The sequence below is a fragment of the Tianweitania populi genome, assembly GCF_014652875.1.
GTDB classification, from domain to species: Bacteria; Pseudomonadota; Alphaproteobacteria; order Rhizobiales; family Rhizobiaceae; genus Tianweitania; species Tianweitania populi.
The window spans coordinates 410,668-429,056 of sequence record NZ_BMZQ01000002.1 but is presented as its reverse complement, the minus strand read 5'-3'; the positions used below and the strand labels follow the sequence as shown (position 1 = coordinate 429,056).

The window sequence follows — 18,389 nt, the reverse complement described above, 5'->3', positions numbered from 1 at the left end:
CATGTCCAAACTCTTCCGCCATTCCGCCACCCTCATCGCCCTTGCCTTGGGCTTGCTCGGCGTCACGCTCGTTCTGTATGCCTGGCGCCTGCCGCCCTTCACCTCGGCGGTGGAAACCACGGATAACGCCTATGTGCGCGGCCAGGTCACGATCGTGGCACCGCAGCTCGCCGGCTATGTCATGGAAGTGCCCGTGCAGGATTATCAGCAGGTGAAAAAGGGCGACCTGCTGGTGCGGCTCGACGACCGCATTTTCCGCCAGAAGCTCGAACAGGCCAAGGCCAACCTCGCCGCGCAGGAAGCCTCCTTGTCGAATTCCGAGCAGCAGCGCCGCTCGGCCGAAGCCCGCGTGCGCTCCGGCGAGGCGGCCCTGGATGGCGCACAAGTGTCGTTCGACATTGCGACCAAGAACTTTTCACGCATCGAGCCGCTGTTGAAGAACGGCGTCGTGACGGCCAGCGAAGCCGACCAGAGCCGCTCGGCGGTGGAACAAGCGCGCGCCGCCCGCGGACAAGCGCAGGCCAGCCTCGATGTCGCGCGCCAGGATCTCGAAAGCACGGTTGTCGCGCGCGGGTCGCTGGAAGCGGCGGTTGAAGGCGCGCGCGCAGCCGTCGCGCTGGCCGACATCGACCTGCAGAACACCCGCATCACCGCGCCCGAAGACGGCCGTCTGGGCGAAGTCGGCGCGCGTCTCGGCCAGTATGTTTCGGCCGGCACGCAGCTCGTTGCTGTCGTGCCCGCGCGCAAATGGGTCGTCGCCAATTTCAAGGAAACCCAGCTTGCCGGCATGAAGCTCGGCCAGACCGTGCGCATGACGGTGGATGCCCTCCACCACGCCCAGCTCACCGGCCACATCGAACGCTTCGCGCCGGCCACGGGCTCCGAATTCAGCGTGCTGCGCCCCGACAACGCCACCGGCAACTTCACCAAAGTCGCCCAACGCCTCCCCGTCCGCATCGCGCTGGACCCCGACCAGCCCCTCACCGAAAATCTTGCCCCCGGCATGTCGGTGGTGGTGACGATCGACAAGACAGCGGATGCGACGGAAACGGCGGCGAGGTGAGGCGAGGGGTAACAGCCTAACGGCCTAACTCCTAGTCTGTCGCCTAACCGGTGCTAAGAAGCGGTCTGCGTAGCAGATCAAAAGAGGACGACTTAGCTTGTTAGGCAAGGTGCCTTGCGTGGTAGGAGGAGAAGAGGGCAGGTAAGGCACGACGGCGGAGCGCGTTATCTCCCCACTTGAGGGGGAGATGCCCGGCAGGGAAGAGGGGGGTGCTGTCCCGCGAAGCTCGCCGCATAAACAAGCCCCCATTAAAACGGCCGCTCCACCGGCACGTCCTTATCCCCCACCGCCTCGTCCCAAAGCCCAGCCGGACGCTCCATCAGCCGCTCCATCAAGCGCTTGAGATCGCCCGGCGTCGTATGCCCCGCCAGCACCTCATGGTAGCCGATGCCGGCGCGCCGCAGCGCTTCCTTCTTGATGGCGTCGCGCGCGGCCGCCGTTCCCTGATGATGCCCGCTGCCCTGATACTCCACGACATGGCGCGGCCGGCAATCCTCGTCCACCAGCAGCAGATCGACACGCTTTGCATTGATGCAGCGATAAGCCTCGGCATCCCGGCTGCGCAAAATCTCGCCCAGCGAAACCTGCGCCATCACGCGCCACTCCGGGTTCAGTTCTGACACAAGCCGATCCAGCTCCCGAAACAACCGCGTTTCGCCCTTGTTGAGCAGCGGCTGAACCGTAAAGTCGGCCCCCATGACGATCCGCAACTGATCCGCCGCATCCGGCACCCGCGACGCCTCGGCCTCGCGCCCACCGAACCCCCGCCTGCCAAACGGCTGCGGACGCTCCGAACGCCACTGCCGATCTCCCCGCCGCGCCCGCCGCTTCTTCAGCCAGAATTCAAGGCCGAAAAAGACGGCAAGGCCGACAAACAAGCAAAGGAGGATGAGTTGCTGGTCGTCAAACAAGCGCATGGTCTCGATCTTGACGCTTAGTGTCTGATCAAGTGGGTAGAAAGAAATGCAAGTAGTTCGCGCAAGCTGGGTTTAGTAAACATCCATATCGTCGAAAATATCGTATTCCTCATCTTCATCTAAATCGTCAAAATCTTCATCTATCAATGCTTCACGTAATCGTCTCCATCGCTCGTTTTCATTCCTCAGTCCGCGTAGAGTCGAGGCGATCGACGAATAACCACGTGTCATATCGAGGAACTGGACGCGTCTTCTTCGTAAGAACTGAAAATAGGTATCTTGAGTGATGAAGGAGTCGTTAGCTCCGGGAATATATCCTTGTGTGACTGCCTCATATGCATAGAACCACATTGGGCTGCGTAACCCGTCCGCTGACAAAGATCGATCCCACACACTTCGATCTACAGCACCAACTATAAGGCCTCGCGAATCCATGCAAACCACAAGGAGTCCGATAAAAGAATTCTCTATTGAGTAGAGCGGCATTAAGCGTAGCGATGAGAGTGTCAAGTTAAGGCGTATAGAAAGGAACAAAAACCAGATGATCTCGCCAGTGCGGTTAGCACGTGCCAGAACAGGTACACGGTTCTCAATGAACTCAACTAATACCTCAACCTGGACGTCTCCGTGAGCGGCCTGTCGCAGTAAGCATGCTTCGACAAGAAGAGACACTAAGCTCGGGTTCCTGCGATAAGCGTTGATCAGGCTGAATAGCAACGTTTTCCAGTTGTCAGCATTGACGAGAGCTGATCGTGCGTACTGAAGTCCATACTTTTCGACATTTATATCCGGGTGCGCTTCGCACACGAGACCAAGCTGGTACAAAAAATGCTGCAGTCGAACTGCTTCGATAGAGTTACCAGAGGAGCTAGATGAAGGAAGGTGTGCACGAGCCGCCTGTTGCCAGCCTGTCGTCTGACGATAGGACGTCGGAAAAATACCCGATTTTCCACTATTCAATTCAAGTTCAAACAAGGCTACTGACTGCCGCAATGCAGCCAGCAATTCTTCTCCGTCTGCTCCATTTGGGCTGCTTAGCGTATAATCATCGATATATCTTGAAGCATCTCGTGCGCCCAAGCCGAGACGTTGCTCGATCGTTTCGTCGATAGCTGATGCTACTACCTCAGCAATAAGTCGTGAAGTATCGGGTCCTACTGGGAGACCTAGAGTTTGCCCATCTTGAGCGTTCCTGCAAAGTAGGTCTATCAGATTACCGTAGTGAGTGGGCGTGCGGTTCCTTTTCGCGAAGGACTTCCCGTGTATCGCCCACGGAATTGCATGTGTGTAAATCGAGTGGAAGAATGCTCTAACGTCTGCTGCGACATACTCTTCACGTCTAGATGACAAGTTGACACGAAAATCGTCGCGGAGCTCAACATTGCTTCGCATTAGCGCGCGAGATCCTGACCAGTCGAAGACAGGCGGCGAGAGCGTGAATTTAGAACGCCTGGCTTTACGTCGTAAGTCGACGTAGTTGTCAGCTAAAGCTCGCGAGAGCAACAAGTGAGCAATCGGGTTAGGAACACCGTGCCTTCGATCCTCTTTCCCAAAACGCGGAAAATAGAACCAGCAAGGTTCAGAGATAAAGGCGTAATGGGCAGGATCACCGCGTCGGGTGACTGGCAGCGCATCAATTCCAGACAAAATCGACTTGCGATACCTTGCAAGATCTTCGGACACAAAGCACGGAGGAAGTTCTGGCGCGAAGTACCCGTGCGAAACTAATCTTCTCAAGCGTTCTGATTTAGTCTTCGCAGTCATACATCCCGCCCACGCCTAGAAAGACAAGATGAGATCTTTGTACCTTCTTTAAGCAGCTCGCAAGCGCCGCATGGGAAGAGCGCAGAATCTTAACAGAAGAATAGCTCACAAGAATCTAAGATCATGCAGGGTTCAAGTGAGAGCCCTACTCGCGAGTTGTATACGCTTTTCGTGGGCTGGGATCAAATTCCAAAGATTAGCACACCTGCCACTCCTACCAATAAACCACCCGAACCCTCTGCGTCACACGCTGTTTCCCCAGCACGAACCCCGCATCCCGAAACTTCGGCGCGGAAAACTTCGGCACGGCATTGTTCGACACGGCGATGCCTTCTTTCGGAATACCAACGAAGTTGGTGTCGAGCTTGCCGTTGTTGTTTTCGTCGTGGATCACGGCCACCGCATAGGTGCCAGCGGGCAGATTGGGGAAGGTGATGGGCCGGCGCGCCTGGGCGGCGGGGATCACGCGCTGCGTGGCCGCTTTGTTGCAGCCGGGAAAGCCGGCGGGGTCGGCGGTGACGCACAGCGCCAGACTGCCTTGGTTGTTGCGCAGACCGGAAACCTCGACAACGAGATCGCCGGCATGCGCGGTTGTAACGGGAAGAAGCAGGGCGAGGCCCAAGGCGGTTCGTTTCATGGAACGGTGTCTTTCGGGCAGAAACTTCGGATAAACCGAAGCTGCCCGTTTGCGCTGCCGTTCACAACTGACAGGTCCTGAAAGGAGAAGGGTGCCTAGAGCAATTCCAGCAAAAGTGCGGAGCGGTTTTGCGTCCGGAGATTGCGTCCGGAAATGCTCTAGCCCTCTTCCTCCATCGCCAGACCGTGCAGCGTTTGGAGAAGGCGGTCGGCCGTCATGCGCGAGGGGTCGAAGCCGCTGGTTTGCGCGATCCCGCCGAAACGGTCGGCATCGGCCGGTTTGGCGCCGACATAGCCCATCGACCAGTTCGGGAAGGCGCGCGTCGTGGTGGTCTCGAAGGCCAGCAGCGTCACGTCGGAATGGCGGGTGTCGCGCTGAATGCGCTCGAACGTGGCTTCCACCGCGCGGCGCGGGCCTTCCAGCGCCTGGCCGAAGCAGCCGGTGTTGAAAAGAAGCGCGCCGGTGACGTCGGCTTCGGTATTGTTGCGCTGGCTCACGGCCAGAATCTGGTCGATCACCGCATCAAGCGCGTCGGCCCCGCCTTCAACCTCGTTGCGGCTGTAATAAACTAGCCGGTGCAGGATTTCGGTCTCGTTCATAGGCCTTCCTCCTCGATGATTTCAGCAACCCTGCGCGGTTGGGTGAGCAAAGCGCTCGCATCGGCTGCCGCCATCGGCCGTCCGGTAAAATAGCCCTGCACATGGGTGCAGCCTTCAAGGCGGATCGCGGCCAGCTGTTCTTCGGTTTCCACGCCCTCGGCGGTGGTTTTCATGCCAAGGCTTGCGCCCAGCGCCGCCACCGCGCGCACGATCGCGCCCGCTTCCGGGTTCTCGCCCATGCCGCGCACGAAACTCTGGTCGATCTTGAGCCGGTCGAACGGGAATTTCTGGAGATAGGCCAGCGACGAATAGCCTGTGCCGAAATCGTCCATTGAAACCCGCACGCCCACATCGCGCAGCCGGTTCAACAGCGCGATCACCGCATCCGTATCCTCGATCAGTGCATTTTCGGTGATTTCCAGTTCCAGCCGCTCGGGCGCCAGACCGGAATTGGCCAGCGCCGACAGCACGGTCTGCGCCAGCGTCGGCGAGCGGAACTGCAACGGAGACAGGTTCACGCCAACCGAAATCGGCTCCGGCCACGATGCGGCATCGCGGCACGCCGTGCGCAGCACCCATTCGCCGATCGCCACGATCAGCCCCGTTTCTTCCGCCACGGGAATGAACTCGGCCGGCGAAACCAGCCCGCGCGCGGCATTGCGCCAGCGCAGCAAGGCCTCGAAGCCGACCACGTCCTGCGTCGCAAGATCCACCTGCGGCTGGTAAGCGAGTTCGAACTCCTTCAAGGCGAGCGCGCGGCGCAGATCGAGCTCAATCGCGCGCCGCGCCTGCATCTGCTCGTCCATTTCCTGCTCAAAAAACCGGAACCGCCCGCGCCCTTCCGCCTTGGAGCGATACAGCGCGAGATCCGCATTCTTCATCAGCACGTCGTTATCCGTGCCGTCCTGCGGTGCCTGTGTGATCCCGACGCTCGCGCCGATATGGATCATGTGCCCTTCCAGCGCATAGGTGCGGCCAACGAGGTCCACCACGCGCTTGGCGGTGGTTTTGATCTCTTGCTGGCTGAACTGTCCCGGCTTCAGGATGGTGAACTCATCGCCACCCAGCCGCGCCACCACATCGCCGTCCGCCGCAACAGTCCCCAGCCGCTCCGCCACTTTCCGCAGCAGCGTATCGCCGATCGGATGGCCGAGCGTGTCGTTGACGCTCTTGAAGCGGTCGAGGTCGATGGAAAGCACGGTAAGCGGCTCGTCGGCCTGCAGCAGGCGCCCAAGCGTTGCATGCAGAGTCACGCGATTGGCCAGCCCCGTCAGCGGATCGCGCCGCGCCCGCTCCGCCTCGCGCACGAATGCGCTGACATCGGCCAGCGTCAGCGCAGCACCGCCGTCGGGCAGAAGCCGCGCTTCGACATTGACGATCCGCCCATCCGACAGCCGCATCTGCGCGAACCGCTGCGGTGCCGCCGCATCCGGCAGCGCGATCCGCCCCTGTATGCCGCAGGACGCGAACAGCCCATCGAGCGCCATCGCGGGTGCCGCCGTACAGCCCAGCAGCGCCGTTGCTTCCCGGTTGGCAAACTCGACGCGGCCGCTCGCATCGGCTAGCAGCACGGGGGTCGCGAGTTCAAGCAGAGCTGCGAGATAGGCATCGGGCTGCACGACCGGTTCCGGATCGGGCATGGGCATGGAAACTTGGAGGGGATGCGCGCTCAGCGGTGTGTCCTCAGGTCGATCGAGATCGTCATTGCCCCAAGTCTTTGCCCATCAAAGGAAAAGGATCAGTAAAACGCGACGCCGATTCCCGCGCTTTATCGCTTTGCGAAAGCAGCACTTGCCTTTATACGCGGCGCACCATGACCACGCCCCTTTCCCATATCCGCAACTTCTCCATCGTTGCCCATATCGACCACGGCAAGTCGACGCTGGCCGACCGGCTCATTCAGCTTTGCGGCGGCCTGGACGCCCGCGAGATGGAGGGCAAGGAGCAGGTTCTCGATAATATGGATATCGAGAAGGAGCGTGGCATCACCATCAAGGCGCAGACCGTGCGCCTGCAATACACCGCAAAGAACGGCGAAACCTACACGCTAAACCTCATCGACACGCCGGGCCATGTCGACTTCGCCTATGAAGTCTCGCGCTCGCTGTCGGCCTGCGAAGGCTCGCTGCTGGTGGTGGATGCATCCCAGGGCGTGGAAGCCCAGACGCTGGCCAACGTTTATCAGGCCATCGACAACAATCACGAAATCGTCGTCGTCCTCAACAAGGTCGACCTGCCCGCGGCCGAGCCCGAGCGCATCAAGGAGCAGGTCGAGGAAGTCATCGGCATCGACGCTTCCCAGGCCGTGATGATCTCGGCCAAGACCGGCCTCGGCGTGCCCGATGTGCTGGAAGCCATCGTCAACCAGCTGCCGCCCCCGCGCGAAGGCGACGCCTCGGCACCCCTCAAGGCCATGCTGGTCGACAGCTGGTACGACACCTATCTCGGCGTCATCGTGCTGGTGCGCGTCATCGATGGCGTGCTGAAAAAGGGCCAGACCATCCGCATGATGGGCACGGGCGCGAAATACCCCGTCGAGCGCGCCGGCTTCTTTACCCCTAAGATGATCCAGTCCGACGAGATCGGTCCCGGCGAGTTCGGTTTCATCACGGCCTCCATCAAGGAAGTGGCCGACACCCGCGTCGGCGACACCATCACCGAAGACCGCCGCTCGACCGCTTCGGCGCTGGCAGGCTTCAAGCCCGCGCAGCCCGTCGTGTTCTGCGGTCTGTTCCCCGTGGATGCCGCCGATTTCGAGGATCTGCGCGCCGCCATGGGCCGTCTGCGCCTCAACGACGCCAGCTTCTCCTTCGAGATGGAAACCTCGGCCGCCCTCGGCTTCGGCTTCCGCTGCGGCTTCCTCGGCCTGCTGCATCTGGAAATCATCCAGGAGCGTCTGGAGCGCGAGTTCAACCTCGACCTCATCGCCACGGCACCATCCGTGGTTTACCGCATGGCGATGAATGACGGCGAAGTGCTCGAACTGCACAATCCCGCGGATATGCCCGATGTCGTGAAGATCGCGCATGTCGAGGAACCGTGGATCCGCGCCACGATCCTCACGCCCGACGATTACCTCGGCTCGATCCTCAAACTCTGCCAGGACCGCCGCGGCATCCAGGCCGACCTGTCTTATGTCGGCAAGCGCGCCATGCTGGTTTACGACCTGCCGCTCAACGAAGTCGTGTTCGATTTCTACGACCGTCTGAAGTCGATCTCGAAGGGCTACGCCTCCTTCGATTACCATCTCACCGATTATCGCGAGGGCGACCTGGTGAAGATGTCGATCCTGGTGAACGACGAGCCGGTAGACGCTCTGTCGATGCTGGTGCACCGCACGGCCGCCGAAAAGCGCGGCCGCGTGTTGTGCGAAAAGCTCAAGGAGCTGATCCCCCAGCACATGTTCAAGATCCCGATCCAGGCCGCGATCGGCGGCCGCATCGTCGCCCGCGAAACCATCTCGGCCCTGCGCAAGGACGTCACCGCCAAATGCTACGGCGGCGACGTGTCCCGTAAGCGCAAGCTGCTCGACAAGCAGAAAGAGGGCAAGAAACGCATGCGCCAGTTCGGCCGCGTGGATATCCCGCAGGAGGCGTTTATCCAGGCGCTGAAGATGGGGGATAATTGACGACGACAGATCGACGAAGTCGCTCTGTCGGAAAATCGATCCAGTGAATCGATTTTAGTCAATTATGGGTGGGAGCTGCCGAAGGCAGCGGGTCCCACCCCGGGGATGGCGCTTGAAGTTCAAGATCTCGGCATGCTACCTGCGGGCGTGCACTTCAAGGCAAAACTGCTGATCCTTCAATCCAACGCCTTACACGTCTAGATATCTCACTGCGGTCAATCGTAGTTTCGTGCCCTATCTGAGCACTACGGACCTTTTCGGCCAGAGTCTTGGCTCGACCTGGTGCACAACGCTTTAGGATCAGCTCAGCATCTGAATAGAAGATCAATGCAGCGTCGGGCTCGTTGGCATCAGAAAAAAGATCCCCGATCCATTCTCGCGCATATGCTTGGTTAGTAAGGCGATAAAGGCTGTTGTCGTTCTCCAACAGAGCGGCGGACTTGCGGAGACAAATCAAAGCCTCGCTAGGCCGGCCCATCATTTGCAAGCATCTGCCGACATTCCCTAATTGCGCCGACCCGTAAGAGGTTTCAGAGTTCGGGTCTACCATGTCAGTTAAATCAGCGTCTGCGATAAAGTATTTAAGAGCATCCTCGGGACTTCCGCCATCTCGCTGCGCTAGCGCCAAAGTATGAGCGCAATCGAAATGGGTATCGACATCCGTTGCTGCTTTAAGGTCCTGACCCTCTTGGGCGTATTTAATTGCATCTTTATAGTTGTTGCGCTTCCAAGCAGAAAAAGCCCTCATCTCCGAATAGTTTATGTACCTCGCGGTTTTTGAGCTAATGGTAGCTCCATATCGTTGAAGCACATCATCGGCATCATCTCTTTCGTCAAGGTTGTCCAGGCACGAAACGAAAGTCGAACATACACTGTCGAAATGTGGATAACCCGACAGATGGATGAGGTCGGCGCGTTCAAACAACCTCCGCGCCACACGAACGTATTCTTCCGAATGGCCTCCACCGATCAAGGCGTCATCCGCGTCGTGCAATGTGGCTATAGCATCTTTGAATAATCCTGCTTCAATTTCAAGTTCAGCTTTCTGAGACCACCTCTCAAGCATAGTGAATGGAAGATGAACACCGAGGAGTGAACCAATATTCTTTATAATATTATTATACTGTAAAAGAACAAGGGAGATGAATCCCTGCCGTTCTGTGTGCGCAAAATGCAATCTAACAAACTGCCTTACCAGAGGATGAAGATCGTACAAGTCTGGCGAGTTTCGTTCAGCCTTAACAATTACAAGATTAAGACTTATGAGGGATTTAATCGCCCTCGTAAAATTCTTAAAATTAAGCGAGCTTGAGATAAGCTGAGAGATTGTCTCCTGAGTTTCTGGCCTCAATGTTTCTGCCATCGCTCTTAAGACCCGTTTCTCCCGATCTGGCAATGTGGACCAGATCGAACTAAGAAGGCCAGTAGGACCATCGCGGCCTCGCCGGACGTCTTCAAGCATCTTTTTAAGTGTTATCCCCGCAGATTTGCCTACTTGCACCGCCATCATGTCTAGCCAGAAGGCATGGCCATTGGTTAGTTCGTGCGCCGACCTGATGTCCTCGGGGGATGTTGTCTTATCTGCTCCTCGCTTTTGGAAAAGCACTTCGGTTTCGTCAAGACTTAGGCCCTCTAGAGGAAGAGCAATGACGGCAGAAAAGTCGTAGGAGACGTTGGGCCGACATGTAATGACAAGGCGGCTCGGTGTTGGTGACTGCGAAAAACGCTCTACAAGGCGATGCAGTAATCCTGTAAAAACAAGATTCTCAAGATCTACATAGTGGTCAACATTATCAAGAACAAAAATACAGTGCAAGGCAAAGGTGCGCTCAATAAAAAGCTCAACTAAGTCAGCGTCGGAGCTGGTTGTCAGATCTATACTCGTGTTGCTCTCAGAGGTTCGCTCGATGGCTGCAATGAGCTGGGTTCGAATGCGATCACCCTCCTCGCGACAGTCTCTCCAGTCTGAGTAAGTAAAGTGAGACTCGTCCTGATTGATTTGTGATATGTAATTAGCAGCGAGAGTAGACTTTCCTTGCCCGCCAATCCCGGAAATTAAGATAACTTTTGCCTGGGTTGTCTCAAGTGTTCGCAATTCGGCTTCGCGTCCCACCCATACATCGACGCTTGGAGGTCTGTCGCTGTCTGCCTTCTTGATTCTCGGCGGCACTTCAGCAGATTTCTTTGGAACTGTTTCAGGGTGGGAGACGGCCTCCACCAATGCCCATCTACTGACTAGATCTGGTAAAAATGTATGGCAGTTAATTCCACTATAGAATGTTACCCGATTTCGATTGAGGCCGGCTATTAGGGTGTCATGAAGATCGACTGGCACAGAGGGCTTCTCATCAAAGAACGCCCAAAGAATCTCCGGATAACGAGACGAATCGCTGACCAGATCAATAAGGGAGGATGTGAATACGTCGCTCCAGCCACCATAGGCCAACACAACAACTGTGCGGTCCTTAATGTAGTCAAGGAGGGAATTTTTCAAGAAAGGACGGGTTTGTACAAGCTGATTGCCGGTGTGAAGGGTGTCGCTACCGTGCCAAAAACCGTGTATGTGAACGACTTGGCAACCATCAGCGGCGCTTTGTGAAAAATCGCCATCCGTGTGAAGTGAAGTACGCCAGCATTGCCCACCTGCAACTCTGATCGCTATCTCAACAAGCGGATCAAAATTCGAAGTGAGGAGAAGTTTCCCGAATGTCTTACCGTTCTGCTTAATTAGTTCGCCAAGGGCGCGAACTCCTGGTGAAAGAGACCATTCGGAGGTGCTAGCCTCGAGTTGTGCTAGTTGTTCTTCGCTTAAAGCTGCGACGGACGTATGTCCGCTTTTCATTGCGTGATGTGCTAGAAGAACCGACCGCTGTATAATAGCGTTAGCTGAATCTTGGCCTCGTCGGCCTTGCAGAAAACGAAAGGCGGCTTGATATTGATTTGGTGAATTTTCTATTTCGCGGTCCAGCTTAGCTAAATTGCTAGGCTCGGCGGAAAACTCTTGGCGGATAAGATCAATGACGCCATGAACGTCCGCTACTCCGGGGCTGCCTTCGAAAGCAGCAGTGAGGGGTGCTCCAACAACGAATACGACCTCTTTCCCAGCGTGTTGGACTCCCGTCGACAGCCGATCTAGTAGCGCATCAGCATCAAAGAAGTATTGCTCAGATATGTTCACGAAAACCTCGAATCACACTCATCACTGAAGATGATGACATCATTAACTTGATGAAAATCGCGGTCAGAGCAAGCTGGCTAGACCCGTGAAGATCCTTAAGGCGTTCTGCCGCTAACAAAAAGAAGTGCGGGCTAATAAACGCGGTACAGAGCTTTTAAGTGAGCACTTCTGTTTCGCCTGCCGCGAACAAAACGTTGTCAACTCTATCTTTAACCCATTATTCCCACACGCCTTTCTGGTGCAACACTAACAAATCTATCCACCACCCCTCGAACCGCCTTCTACACTGCCCGCCGAATGGGTCGGAAAGGGGCGGGGATGGACGACGGAAAGGCGATATCGGCACTCGGCCAGGCGCTTCGGCGCATCGTTGCGACCATCACCGCGATGGCGGGCTTCGGTGAGGAGCAGACGCTTTTGCGCCGCCAGCGCAACACGATCCTGCGCCTGTTGCGTCCGGCGGAAAGCGCCACCAGGCGGCTGATCGTGGCGATGGCGCGCGGGCTCGCGGTCCACCTGCGGCAGCCGTCCCCCGCGCGCCCGCGCCGGCTCGGGCCCAAGCCCCAAACCCGCCGCTGGCCGCTCGTGCTTTCGCTGCTTGATCCGCAGCGCCACCGTCAGCGCAGGCGCTGGGTGCGCCGAACCAGCGTGCCGCGCATCATGCATCTTGGACTGGCGGCAGCGCTTCCGCTGGTTTGCCGCCCCTTGCCCCTGCCCGATGATGTGCTCGACGCGGCCGGCCTCAACGCGCGGCTGGCGGCCCTGAACGGCGCCCTGGCGGATATGGAGGGCCGGGCGCGCGCCTTTGCCCGATGGCAGGCGCGGCAGGCTGTTGCCGCAAACGCATTGGGAGCGATTGCTGCCGGGGAACCGGCGCCGGCGCGTTTGCTGCGCCGCGCCTTGCGTCGACCTTTGCGCATCGGCCGGGCGCCGGGAAACAGCCGGCGCTCGCCCCACGAGATCCATACGCTCCTGGCGCAAACCCACACGCTTGCGCTCGACGCGCTCGCCCCGCCCTGATTTATCCGGCACTTGCACGGGATCGATCAACCAAAACGGCGTGTCTGCCCGTGAACCGCCGGGCGCGCGGCGGCGAAGCCATGCCTGGCGTATGGGGGCAAAACAAAAGCGCGTCGTTCCCGTGCTAGGAAGGTGCCGGGCAATCGGCTAGATCAGGCAAAAAACTCAACCCGCGATGCCTGTGTCTCCATGCCCGAAACTTCCGGTCCGCTTTTTCTCGGTCTCGACACCGGCGGCACCTATACCGACGCCGTGCTGTGGACGCCCACCGGCAGTGACAAGGGAACCGTCATTGCCAAGGCGAAAGCCCTGACCACGCGGCACGATCTCAGCGAGGGCATTGCGGGCGCGGCGGGCCGGGTGTTGCGCGAAGCCGGCGTTGCGCCAGCTGAGGTCAAGCTGGTGTCGATGTCCACCACGCTCGCCACCAATGCCCTCGTGGAAGGCCAGGGCGGCCGCGTCGCCCTCGTCATGGTCGGCTTCACACAAGCCGATCTGGAGCGCGACGGGCTGAAGGTGGCACTCGGTTCCGACCCCGTGCTCTTCTTGCCCGGCGGCCACGACGTCCACGGCAACGCCGCACCGCTCGACACCAGCGCGCTCGATCAAGCGCTGCCGGAGCTCGCGAAGACCGTTTCGGGCGTCGCCGTCTGCGCCTATTTCGCCACCCGCAACCCCGCCCACGAACTGGCCATACGCGATCTGATCCGCAGGAAAACCTCCCTGCCGGTCACAACCAGCCACGAGCTCACCTCCAAGCTCGGCGGCCCCCGCCGTGCGCTCACCACGCTGCTCAACGCCCGCCTCATCGCCATGATCGACCGCCTGGTCGCGGCAACGGAAGGCTGGCTGGAAGGGGAGGGCATCCACGCCCCACTGATGGTCGTGCGCGGCGATGGCGCGCTGGTGTCCGCCAGCTTTGCCCGCCAGCGCCCGATCGAAACGATTCTCTCCGGCCCCGCCGCCAGCCTCGTCGGCGCCCGCCACATGACCGGCCTCGATAATGCGTTGGTCTCCGACATCGGCGGCACCACGACGGATGTCGCTGTGCTCGATCGCGGCCGTCCGCGCCTCGATCCGGAAGGCGCCACGGTCGGCGGCTTCCGCACCATGGTCGAAGCGGTCGCCATGCGCACCTTCGGCCTCGGCGGCGACTCGGAAGTGGCGCTGGAAGACGGCGGCCTCGTGCCCGCCATCCGCCTCGGCCCCCGCCGCCTCGTGCCGCTCGCCCTTGCCGGCCACGCGCATGGTCAAGCGGTGCACGAGGAACTGGAACGTCAGCTGCGCACCCCCAATCCCGGCCGCCTCGATGGCCGCTTCGCGCTGCGCACCGGCGTCCCCGAACATCTCGCCGCCGGTCTCACTGCGCCCGAAGCCAAGCTCTACGACGCGGTCACCGCGATCCCCCAGCCGCTCGATCGCCTGCTCACTTCCACCCCGCAGGTCGCCACCCTCAACCGCCTGGTCAGCCGAGGCCTCGTCCACATCGCCGGCTTCACGCCCTCGGATGCCGCGCATGTGCTCGGCAAGCAATCCAACTGGAACCGTGACGCCGCGGAACTCGGCGCCAAACTCTTCGCCCGCCGCAAGGACGGACGCGGCCAGCCGATTGCGCCCGATGCCGAAACGATCTCGAGCCAAGTCCTGACCGCACTCACCCGCCGCTCCGCCGAAGTGATCCTCGAAACCGCCTTCACTGAGGACGGCCTCGACGGTCCAGCAACCGTCGCACAACCGCTCGTGCAGAACGCCCTGAACAAGCGCCGTGGCATTGCCGGCATGAGCCTCGCCGTGGACCGCCCGGTGATCGGCCTCGGCGCTTCCGCCCCGCTGCATTATGCTGGTCTGCCGGACCTGCTCGGCCAGACCTGCGTCGTGCCGGAGGATACGGATGTCGCCAATGCGCTCGGCGCTGTGGTGGGCCAGGTGCGCGTCTCGGTGGGCGTGCGTGTCAGCCAGCCGGTGGAAGGTCGCTTTCGCGCCAGCCTCGGCGAAACACAGCGCGACTTCAACGCGGAAGCACCGGCCATGGCCGCAGCTGAAGACTATGCCCGATCCGCCGCTGCGGAGAAGGCGCAACAGGCCGGTGCGCATGATCCGCAGATCGTAGTGGATTATGCCATCACTGCCGCGACGGTGGAAGATCAGCGCACCTTTATCGAGGCAATCATCACGGCAACCGCAAGCGGCCGTCCACGGGTGGCGGTTTGAGGCCTAGGATGAATTGACCCTTTTCGGCGAAGATGGTCAAAGCGCAACAAACGGAGGAGTGACGCTGATGGGTGATCGTGTGGACCTGCATGGCCTGAAAGTGGATGCGGACTTCGCCGCCTTTGTTCGCGATGAAGCACTCCCTGGCACGGGCGTCGCGGAAGACGCGTTCTGGACGGGCTTTGCCGGCATCGTCGCCGATCTCGCCCCAAAGAACCGCGCACTGCTTGCCAGGCGCGACGAGCTTCAGGCTCAGATCGACCAGTGGCACCGCGACAATGGCGCGCCGTCGGACATGGCTGCTTACCAGGAGTTCCTGCGCGACATTGGCTATCTCCTGCCCGAAGGCGAGGATTTCACCGTTTCCACCGAAAACGTCGATCCCGAGATCGCCAGCGTGGCCGGTCCGCAGCTCGTCGTCCCCGTCATGAACGCGCGCTATGCGTTGAACGCCGCCAATGCGCGCTGGGGTTCGCTCTATGATGCGCTCTATGGCACCGATGCGATCTCCGAAGAAGACGGCGCCGAGAAGGGCCGGGGCTACAATCCCAAGCGCGGCGAAAAGGTCATCAACTGGGTGCGTGATTTCCTTGATCGCGCAGCACCGTTGGAAGCCGTGTCCTGGAACGATGTCACCAAGCTCACGATCGCTGATGGCGTGCTGACGCTCGGTTCCGATATCCAGCCTGACAGCCTCGAAGATCCCGGTCAGTTCGTCGGTTATCTCGGCAAACCGGATCGGCCCGAGCGCATCATGCTGGCCAAAAACGGCCTGCATATCGAGATCCTGATCGACCCGACCACCGAGATCGGTCGCACCGACAAGGCCGGTATTTCGGATGTCCATCTGGAATCCGCGCTGACCACGATCATGGATTGCGAGGACTCCGTCGCGGCGGTGGATGCGGAAGACAAGATCACCGTGTACCGCAACTGGCTCGGCCTCATGAAAGCCGATCTGGCGGAAGAGGTCACCAAGTCCGGCACCACCTTCACGCGCAAGCTCAATCCTGACGAGGAGTTCATCGCGCCGGATGGCGGCACGCTGCCTGTTCGCCGCCGTTCGCTGATGCTGGTGCGCAATGTCGGGCACCTCATGACCAATCCGGCGATCCTTCTGGAAGACGGTTCGGAAGTGCCGGAAGGCATCATGGATGCGGTCATGACGGCGATGATCGCGCTGCATGACATCGGCCCGGACGGTAAACACTGGAACTCGCCGGAAGGCTCGATCTATGTCGTGAAGCCGAAGATGCACGGCCCGGAGGAAGTTGCCTTCGCCGTGGAAATCTTGGCCCGCGTCGAGGATCTGCTCGGCCTCGAGCCCAACACGATCAAGATGGGCATCATGGACGAGGAGCGGCGCACCACCGTCAACCTCAAGGAATGCATCCGCGCTGCAAAGGACCGCGTCGTCTTCATCAATACGGGCTTCCTCGATCGCACGGGCGACGAGATGCACACGTCGATGGAAGCGGGCCCGATGATCCGCAAGGGCGACATGAAGCAGTCCGCCTGGATCCAGGCTTACGAGAACTGGAATGTCGATATCGGCCTCGCCTGCGGTCTCGCCGGCCACGCGCAGATCGGCAAGGGCATGTGGGCGATGCCCGACCTGATGGCGGCGATGCTGGAACAGAAGATCGGCCATCCCAAAGCCGGTGCGAACACCGCCTGGGTGCCGTCGCCGACGGCCGCCACGCTTCATGCCACGCATTACCACACGGTCGATGTGCGCTCCGTCCAGCGTGATCTGAAAAAGCGCGAGCGCGCCAGACTGGAAGACATCCTGTCCGTGCCGGTCGCGACGCGCCCGAACTGGACCCCGGAAGACATCCAGAAGGAGCTCGACAACAACGCGCAAGGGATTCTCGGCTATGTCGTGCGCTGGGTCGATGCGGGCGTCGGCTGTTCCAAGGTGCCGGATATCAACGATGTCGGCCTGATGGAGGATCGCGCGACCTGCCGCATTTCCTCGCAACACATGGCGAACTGGCTGCGCCACAAGGTGGTGAGCGAAGATCAGGTCACCGAAACCCTCAAGCGCATGGCCGAAGTGGTGGACCGCCAGAATGCCGGAGATCCGACTTACCAACCGATGGCCAAGGATTTCGACACCTCGATCGCCTTCCAGGCCGCCTGCGATCTCGTGTTCAAGGGCACCGAACAGCCGAACGGCTATACCGAGCCGGTTCTCCATCGCCGTCGGCTGGAACTGAAAGCGCAGCGGGCTGCGTAAGGCAAGAACAGGAAGACCATGACTGAACTGACGCTGGCCCAAGCCAACACCATCATCGAGGCAGCTTTTGCAAAGGCCTCTGAGCTCAAGCTGAAGCCGTTGTCGGTCGCCGTGCTCGATGCCGGCGGCCACCTCAAGGCGTTCCAGAAGCAGGACGGCTCGTCCATGCTGCGCTTCGAGATTGCATCCGGCAAAGCCTATGGCGCGCTGGCGGTTGGTGCCGGTTCGCGCTGGCTGAACACCACGGCTGGCGAGCGTCCGCATTTCGTGCAGGCGCTGTCGGCCATGTCGGGCGGCAAGATCGTGCCCGTGCCCGGCGGCGTGCTGATCCGCGATGAGGCTGGCGCGATCCTCGGTGCCGTCGGCATTTCCGGCGATACCTCGGACAATGACGAAACCGCCGCCGCTGCCGGCATCGAAGCCGCTGGCTTCACCGCCGACAAGGGCTGACCGCTACGCTCATGACCCTGCTTGCGATCGACACCTCCGCCAATCTCTGCGCTGCTTGCGTTTGGGAGGGCGACGCTGCGCTCGCGAGCATTACTGAGGATATCGGCACCGGCCATGCCGAGCTGCTGATGGGCATGATCGACGACGTGCTGGCCCACGCCGGCAAGACCTATACGGACCTCACCCGCATCGGCGTCGTCATTGGCCCCGGTTCCTTCACCGGCGTGCGCGTCGGCGTATCGACCGCACGTGGTCTCGCGCTGGCGCTCAACATTCCCGCTGTCGGCGTGACCACGCTGGAAGGCTTGGCAGCGGAAGCCCATGCCCTGCACCCCGGCGTTCCCGTTCTTGCAGTTATCGATGCCCGACGCGAGCAGCTTTATTCCGCGCTTTATGATCCGGCAGGCGCGGTCCTGGCCGAGCCGGCCGTCCTCGATGCGGACGCAACGCTTGCGCGGGTAGGGAACACAGACCTTATCCTCACCGGCTCAGGATCTGCTGCACTGGAAGCAGGCATGCCCGGTCGTACCATCGCCGCCGCAACGGCGACCGCTTCGATCGAAACCTACGCCCGCCTCACTGCTGCTAAGCCGGCAAACTCGGACAAGCCGAAGCCGCTTTACCTGCGCGGCGCGGACGCCAAGCCGCAGGCGAGCTTCGTTCTGCCCGGCCGCGACTGAAAC

At 60.1% G+C, this 18,389-nt stretch carries 13 protein-coding genes; 7 read left to right on the top strand and 6 right to left on the bottom strand.

Features of this window, described 5'->3' with window-relative positions:
* Position 1: 1 nt before the first annotated feature.
* Positions 2–1,063, top strand: coding sequence for an HlyD family secretion protein (locus tag IE166_RS11365; RefSeq protein ID WP_189503914.1), 1,062 nt, complete (start codon positions 2–4; stop codon positions 1,061–1,063).
* 248 nt (positions 1,064–1,311) lie between these two features.
* On the opposite strand, the gene IE166_RS11360 is transcribed toward IE166_RS11365, so the two are convergent.
* The 5 genes from IE166_RS11360 to IE166_RS11340 form a co-directional block, all read right to left on the bottom strand.
* Entirely contained in the window at positions 1,312–1,980 is a 669-nt protein-coding gene (locus tag IE166_RS11360; RefSeq protein WP_189503911.1) for a DUF2726 domain-containing protein, read from the bottom strand.
* 72 nt (positions 1,981–2,052) lie between these two features.
* Positions 2,053–3,744 carry an RNA-directed DNA polymerase gene (locus IE166_RS11355; RefSeq protein ID WP_189503909.1) on the bottom strand — a complete coding sequence of 564 codons (1,692 nt, stop codon included), beginning with the start codon at positions 3,742–3,744 and terminating at the stop codon, positions 2,053–2,055.
* 214 nt (positions 3,745–3,958) lie between these two features.
* Positions 3,959–4,381 (bottom strand): DUF2141 domain-containing protein, encoded by a 423-nt coding sequence (locus IE166_RS11350; protein ID WP_189503907.1) that lies wholly within the window; start codon positions 4,379–4,381, stop codon positions 3,959–3,961.
* A gap of 158 nt (positions 4,382–4,539) precedes the next feature.
* Positions 4,540–4,980: a BLUF domain-containing protein gene (locus tag IE166_RS11345; protein WP_189503906.1), complete on the bottom strand. Its 441-nt coding sequence runs from the start codon at positions 4,978–4,980 to the stop codon at positions 4,540–4,542.
* Positions 4,977–6,620, bottom strand: coding sequence for a putative bifunctional diguanylate cyclase/phosphodiesterase (locus tag IE166_RS11340; protein WP_244641448.1), 1,644 nt, complete (start codon positions 6,618–6,620; stop codon positions 4,977–4,979). Before IE166_RS11340 ends, IE166_RS11345 begins: the two co-directional genes overlap by 4 nt.
* 173 nt (positions 6,621–6,793) lie before the next feature.
* Between IE166_RS11340 and lepA the strand changes: the two genes are divergently transcribed.
* The gene (gene lepA, locus IE166_RS11335) at positions 6,794–8,608 is read left to right on the top strand and encodes a translation elongation factor 4 (protein WP_189503904.1); all 1,815 of its coding nucleotides are present in this window, start codon (positions 6,794–6,796) and stop codon (positions 8,606–8,608) included.
* A 154-nt stretch (positions 8,609–8,762) separates the two neighbouring features.
* Here lepA and IE166_RS11330 read toward each other — a convergent pair whose 3' ends face one another.
* Entirely contained in the window at positions 8,763–11,786 is a 3,024-nt protein-coding gene (locus IE166_RS11330; protein WP_189503902.1) for an SIR2 family protein, read from the bottom strand.
* Positions 11,787–12,104: 318 nt separating this feature from the next.
* On the opposite strand from IE166_RS11330, the gene IE166_RS11325 reads away from it, so the two are divergent.
* The 5 genes from IE166_RS11325 to tsaB all read left to right on the top strand — a co-directional run bounded on the left by IE166_RS11325 (position 12,105) and on the right by tsaB (position 18,386).
* A complete protein-coding gene (locus IE166_RS11325) occupies positions 12,105–12,806 on the top strand; it encodes a hypothetical protein (RefSeq protein WP_189503900.1) in 702 nt (233 codons plus the stop codon).
* Positions 12,807–12,995: 189 nt separating this feature from the next.
* Complete coding sequence (locus IE166_RS11320) at positions 12,996–15,017, top strand: hydantoinase/oxoprolinase N-terminal domain-containing protein (protein ID WP_189503898.1); 2,022 nt, start codon at positions 12,996–12,998, stop codon at positions 15,015–15,017.
* 67 nt (positions 15,018–15,084) lie between these two features.
* On the top strand, positions 15,085–17,256 hold the full coding sequence (locus tag IE166_RS11315) for a malate synthase G (protein ID WP_189503896.1): 2,172 nt from the start codon (positions 15,085–15,087) through the stop codon (positions 17,254–17,256).
* A gap of 18 nt (positions 17,257–17,274) precedes the next feature.
* Complete coding sequence (locus tag IE166_RS11310; protein WP_189503894.1) at positions 17,275–17,706, top strand: GlcG/HbpS family heme-binding protein; 432 nt, start codon at positions 17,275–17,277, stop codon at positions 17,704–17,706.
* An 11-nt stretch (positions 17,707–17,717) separates the two neighbouring features.
* Positions 17,718–18,386, top strand: a complete 669-nt coding sequence (gene tsaB, locus IE166_RS11305; protein WP_189503892.1) for a tRNA (adenosine(37)-N6)-threonylcarbamoyltransferase complex dimerization subunit type 1 TsaB — start codon at positions 17,718–17,720, stop codon at positions 18,384–18,386.
* Positions 18,387–18,389: the final 3 nt, after the last annotated feature.